Source organism: Arcticibacterium sp. (genome assembly GCF_055134445.1).
In genome coordinates, this window is sequence record NZ_JBSRVI010000032.1 from 1 (window position 1) to 6,076 (window position 6,076).

Genomic DNA, 6,076 nt, shown 5'->3' on the forward strand with positions numbered 1-6,076 from the left:
TTAGTTTTTGAAGGAGACCTAATGGAAAGAGTGAGTACTACGCTCTTAGCTCAAAAAAATGCCTATGATTTCTACTTTAGGATTATTGATAAGAAAAACAATAAAACACTTCCTAGGGCAGCTTTTAAAGTAACCGATTTGAAGACTAGAAAGACTATTCAAGAATTTGACAATGGTCAATTTGTAGCCTATCTAGAACCTGATAAAGAATACGTTCTTCAAGTAGACGAACCTGGCTTTCAACCTATTTCTCAAAGGCTTTTAGCTTTGGATTGGATAAAATCCGCAGAATTTGAAAGAGATATTTATTTAATAGAGAATTTAACCTCTTCATTAGCCGCAAATAATGAAGAAACAAGCACTCCCGAAGTTATTAAAAGTGTAACCTTCGGAGAAATAACAAGAGGAAAAAAAATAACGCTAGAAAATATCTATTTTGACCAAAGTAGCCCTGTTCTTAGAGAAGAATCCTTTGCCCAATTAGACGAGCTAGTTAAGATTCTTCAGGAAAATAAAGGTGTTAAAATAGAGGTGAGAGGTCATACAGATAATGGTGGCGACTTCTTTTTAAATGTGAAACTATCAAAAGATAGATGTCAGTCGGTTATCGCGTATTTAGCAAAAAAAGGCATAAATCAAGATAGATTAACGGCTGTAGGAAGAGGGCCCATAGAACCCGTAGCAGCCAACGACACCGAGGAAAACCGCAAGAAAAACAGACGCGTAGAATTTATGGTTTTATAAACCTTCACCCCAAAAACGGAATAAGGTTTACATTCATTTTATGAAGAGATTCTGGTAAATTGGCCTTAATCTCTTCTGCTAGAACATCTATCAATCTCCTTTTAACAAAATCCCTTTTGGTCACTAAGCTTACTTTGCGTACGGGCTTAGGGTCGGCAAACTGTTTTACATTTTTTAGCTGTTCCTCCGTAAGATGAATGGTGGCTAATTCGGGCAAAATAGTAATACCGAGATGTTTGTCTGCCAGGTATCTGAGTGTTTCTAGACTCCCTGAGGTATATTCCACCTTATTGCCTTTGGTTTTTCTGAGCTCGCAAAACTTAATAATCTGTGACCGGAAACAGTGCCCTTCTTCCAGAAGAAGTAGTTCGTTGACGTCAATATCCTCGGTTAACAGGTATTGTTTATCAAAATGCCTTGGCGTATAAACCACAAAAGATTCGCTATACAGCGGTATTTCCTTTAGCGTTTTATCGCTTTCTGGAGTTACCAAAATACCCACATCTAATTCTCCTTTGTCTAATTGCTGTAATATTTGCTCCGTAATAATCTCCTTAATTTTGAGTTTAACGTCAGGATATTTCTCTACAAAAGACTGAATAAACAGCGGCAATAAATAGGGTGCAACGGTAGGGATCACCCCTACCCTCAATTCGCCACCTAAAAAGTTATTGGCTTCGCTAGCCATTTCCTCAAAACGCCTTACTTCTAAAAGAATCTTCCTGGCTTGAATAAGCATGTTTTCTCCCGCGTCTGTAGGGCACACAGGCTGTCTACTTCTATCAAAAATCTTTAAACCTAACTCTTCTTCTAATTTCTGAATCATCATACTTAATGTAGGCTGGGTCACACTACATGCTTCTGCTGCTCTGGCAAAATGCCGATGCTGATCTACTGCTAATAAATACTCCAGCTGCTGTATATTCATCTCCTTTTTTTGTATCTTAAGCCTTGGCTTTTGATAAGCAATTTATTATCAAGCCTCAAAAGTAACATATAAATATTATCTATCTATTCATAAATAATATCAGTTTGACTTATCGCAAATAAGCCTCTACTTTTGAGCAACATAAAAAAAGAACAACAATCAATCCCGAATAGAAATGGCAAAAAGAATCACCACTTCCGCTGGAGCACCCATAGGAAGCAATCAAAAATCACTAACAGCAGGAAACAGAGGTCCTGTTTTATTACAGGATTATGAACTGATTGAAAAATTAGCTCATCAAAACCGTGAGAGAATTCCAGAAAGAGTAGTTCACGCCAAAGGTTGGGGTGCTCAAGGTACTTTTACTGTAACGCATGACATCACTAAATACACTAGAGCAAAAGTTTTCTCTGAAGTAGGAAAACAAACGCCAATGCTAGCCAGATTTTCTACGGTAGCAGGAGAAATGGGAGCTGCAGACACAGAAAGAGATGTGAGAGGTTTCTCTTTAAAATTTTACACCGAAGAAGGGAACTGGGATTTAGTAGGTAATAACACGCCAGTATTTTTCATAAGAGATGGTTATAAATTCCCAGATTTTATCAGAACACAGAAAAGACATCCAAAAACTAACTTACGCTCTCCTGAAGCCATGTGGGATTTCTGGTCTCAGGTACCGGAATCATTGCACCAAGTAACCATATTGATGTCGGATAGAGGGATTCCTAAGGCACCAATGTTTATGAACGGATACGGTTCTCATACCTATTCTCTCTGGAACAACGATGGTGAGCGTTTTTGGGTGAAATTTCACTTCAAAACGATGCAAGGTCATAAACATTATACCAATGATGAAGCAGCTACGGTCATTGGACAAACGCGTGAGAAATATCAAGAAGAGCTTTTTGGAACAATTGAAAAAGGTGAGTTCCCTAAATGGGCTGTTAAAATTCAAATAATGCCTGAAAAGGAAGCGGAACAAACGCCTTACAATCCTTTCGATTTGACCAAAGTTTGGCCTCATGGCGATTATCCTCTTATTGACGTTGGAGTTATTGAACTAAACAGAAACCCAGACAACTACTTCCAATATGTAGAAAATGCGGCCTATTCGCCTTCTAATAAAGTTCCTGGCATAGGTTTCTCTCCAGACAAGGTATTACAAGCCAGAATTTTCTCTTATGCTGATGCTCACAGATATAGATTAGGAACGCATTATGAGGCCTTACCAGCCAATGCCGCCTTATCAGAAGTTAACCATTATCATAAAGATGGCTCCATGCGTTTCTTCGACAATAACTCTGGTAATCCAGATGCTTACTACGAGCCAAATACTAAAGGTGGCCCAGTAGAGGATCCATCTGTTTTGGAACCACCGATGGGCATTGATGGCGATATTCAACGATACGAAGAAAATGACACTTTTGGTGAATTTAAGCAGCCAGGCGACCTTTTTAGACTATTTAATGACGACCAAAAAGAAAGGTTGTTCAATAATATAGCCGCAGCCATGGAAGGTGTTTCTATGGAAATTATTGAGCGTCAATTAGCTCACTTTGACAAAGCCGACCCTGCTTATGGTGCAGGAGTAAGAAAAGTCTTAGGAATTACACCTTTAGGCTCTTATTAATATTAAAAACCACATGAAAGGATAGCCAGTCTGGCTGTCCTTTTTTTAATCAAATCACATGGATTTTTTCGATTTAATCAGGAAAGGAGAATTAGAACAAATTAAAGTCGAGCTAGACGCAAACCCAGCTCTTTTAGAAACTAAAAACGACAGAGGTTTTCCGCCATTAGTTCTGGCCACGTACTCAGAGCAGTTAGAGATTTCAGAATTCTTTTTAGAAAAGGGTGCCAACATCAATGCTCTAGACGCTGCCGGAAATACGGCACTAATGGGCGTATGCTTTAAAGGCTACAAGGAGATTGTAGAAATGCTATTATGCAAAAATGCGGAAGTGAACATTCAAAACAGTCATGGAGCCACGGCTCTTATTTATGCAAGTACCTTCGGTCAAACAGCTATTGCCAAGCTACTTTTAGCGGCTGGTGCAGATAAAACCAAGGTAGACGAAAGAGGAAACACCGCTTTTATGCATGCCAAGTTTCAAGGTGTAAAAGAGCTTCAAGCTATATTACAAGAAGCCTAAATATATTTTCTTCCTTAAAAAAATCCGTGTCAATTTCTTCTTATCAAGATTTTAACACGGATTTTATTTTTTCAAACCTACGGCTTAGTAAAGATTATCTCCTTCTTCGTCGTCGTCAGCCAAGAATTTGCTTGGGTCAAAAAGGTTATCTAGTAAATCTTTAAATTGTAAGCCTTTATCCAAAGATTGTTTACTAATTAAAGAAAACTCTGCCAAACCATGCAAGGCAAATTCCATCATAAATAACTGCTGCTTACCTTTATATTCTGGATGCAATAAAACCACCAACTCCTTCAAGCCTTCAATGGCCCTTAACCTAGCCGAGTATTCTTTATCTGTAAAATCATTTAAAAGATCTATTTCGTTTCCTCCTGCAAACCATGAAGTAATTTCGGTATAAGGATTCTTAATACTCTTCTTTTTCTTTATAATTTCGGGGTCAGGGAAATACTTAAGAAACTCAGTTCTCACAGCTTTACCAATTAAGCTTTGAGCCACATAAACAGGCCCTTCCACTTCACCCTCGTATACCAATTCTATCTTTCCGTTTATAGCCGGAATAGCTCCATACAAGTCTCCTATTCTAGCATAGGTCTCCTTTTCTCCATTTATTAAAGACCTTCTTTCCGCCGAACTCATCAGGTTTTCATAAGCAGAAATAGTCATTCTAGCAGAAACTCCAGATTTAGAGTCTACGTATTCACTTTGCCTAGCTTCTACGGCTACTTGCTCCACCAAATCCTTAAGGACCTCATCTGCTTCTATTTTCTCTTGCCCTTTTTTTACGACCGCCTCTTGCTCCGTAATTTTCCTGCCTATGGCGATAGATTTAGGATAGTGCGTTACTATTTGAGAATCAATCCTATCTTTCAAAGGGGTTACAATGCTACCTCTGTTGGTATAATCTTCTGGATTGGCCGTAAATAAAAACTGAATGTCAAGCGGCATTCTCAGTTTAAAACCTCTAATCTGGATATCCCCTTCCTGAAGAATATTAAATAAAGAAACTTGAATTCTAGCCTGTAAATCAGGCAATTCATTGATCACAAAAATACATCTATTGGAGCGTGGTATTAATCCAAAATGGAGCACGCGTTCATCGGAATAGGGTAATTTTAGCGTCGCCGCCTTAATAGGATCCACATCCCCTATTAAATCTGCCACAGAAACATCTGGAGTGGCTAATTTCTCGTTATATCGGTCTTCTTTTGCTAGCCAAGCTATAGGTGTTTTATCCCCTTTTTCGGCTATTAAATCGTGGGCAAATCTTGATAATGGTGCCAGCGGATCATCATTTAGCTCAGAACCTTCTACTATCGGAATGTAATCATCCAACAGATTAACCATCAATCTGGCAATTCTAGTTTTAGCTTGCCCTCTTAATCCTAAAAGGTTGATGTGATGTTTAGACAAAATAGCCCTTTCTACATCTGGGATTACCGTATCTTCGAATCCCCAAATCCCTTCAAATACCTGTTCCTTATTTTTAAGCTTTTCTATCAAATTATCCCTTAACTCGTCTTTGATAGTTTTACTTTGATATTTACTTTTCTTGAGTTCGCCGAGTGTTTTAATTTTTAAATACAGAGGGTCAAAAGACATAATTATTATTCGAGGTTTTTATTCCATCTTAAAGTCCTGACGAAATACATTGTTAATACTTTTCCGAGTCTTATTTCTATTAACAGTTATAAAACCAATCTAATTCCTAATTTTGAAAAAAAACAATTCGAAGAATGAGCCACAAAACCCTATTAAGCCGAAAGAGAGTTGCACTTGTAGCACATGATAATATGAAACCCCAGATATTAGAATGGGCTAAATACAACAAAAAAACACTTCAAAAGCATCAATTATTTGCTACAGGAACTACTGGGGCCTTAATAGAAGAGGTGTTGGATATACATATAACCAAACTTATGAGTGGCCCTTTAGGCGGAGACCAGCAGATTGGTGCCCTAATAGCCGAAGGCAAAATAGATATTTTGATTTTCTTTTGGGATCCTATGTCTGCCCAACCTCACGACCCCGACATTAAAGCCCTTTTAAGACTAGGAGCGGTTTGGAATATTCCTATTGCCTGTAATCGTTCTTCTGCCGATTTTTTATTGACCTCGCCCCTAATGAATCAGGAATATGAGGCTAAATTACCCGATTATGTATCTTATTTAAACAGAAAAGTTTAATATACAGATCCTTATCAATACTTTTGCAAAAAAAAAGCCTCCTTGAAGCTTAAATTACTTTTTCA

At 38.0% G+C, this 6,076-nt stretch carries 6 protein-coding genes; 4 read left to right on the top strand and 2 right to left on the bottom strand.

All coding sequences use genetic code 11. The features are described from left to right. On the top strand, positions 1-744 hold a 744-nt coding region (locus ACTBZY_RS03940), incomplete at its 5' end, for an OmpA family protein (protein ID WP_463045033.1). Between the two features lie 4 nt (positions 745-748). Here the strand turns inward: ACTBZY_RS03940 and ACTBZY_RS03945 are convergent. Next, complete coding sequence (locus tag ACTBZY_RS03945) at positions 749-1,672, bottom strand: LysR substrate-binding domain-containing protein (protein WP_463045034.1); 924 nt, start codon at positions 1,670-1,672, stop codon at positions 749-751. Between the two features lie 175 nt (positions 1,673-1,847). Between ACTBZY_RS03945 and ACTBZY_RS03950 the strand changes: the two genes are divergently transcribed. Both ACTBZY_RS03950 and ACTBZY_RS03955 read left to right on the top strand, forming a co-directional pair. Further along, a complete protein-coding gene (locus tag ACTBZY_RS03950) occupies positions 1,848-3,302 on the top strand; it encodes a catalase (RefSeq protein WP_463045035.1) in 1,455 nt (484 codons plus the stop codon). 58 nt (positions 3,303-3,360) lie between these two features. Then, a complete protein-coding gene (locus ACTBZY_RS03955) occupies positions 3,361-3,825 on the top strand; it encodes an ankyrin repeat domain-containing protein (protein ID WP_463045036.1) in 465 nt (154 codons plus the stop codon). 84 nt (positions 3,826-3,909) lie between these two features. Here ACTBZY_RS03955 and ACTBZY_RS03960 read toward each other — a convergent pair whose 3' ends face one another. Then, on the bottom strand, positions 3,910-5,427 hold the full coding sequence (locus ACTBZY_RS03960; protein ID WP_463045037.1) for a magnesium chelatase: 1,518 nt from the start codon (positions 5,425-5,427) through the stop codon (positions 3,910-3,912). A gap of 134 nt (positions 5,428-5,561) precedes the next feature. Between ACTBZY_RS03960 and ACTBZY_RS03965 the strand changes: the two genes are divergently transcribed. After that, a complete protein-coding gene (locus ACTBZY_RS03965) occupies positions 5,562-6,011 on the top strand; it encodes a methylglyoxal synthase (RefSeq protein WP_463045038.1) in 450 nt (149 codons plus the stop codon). Positions 6,012-6,076: the final 65 nt, after the last annotated feature.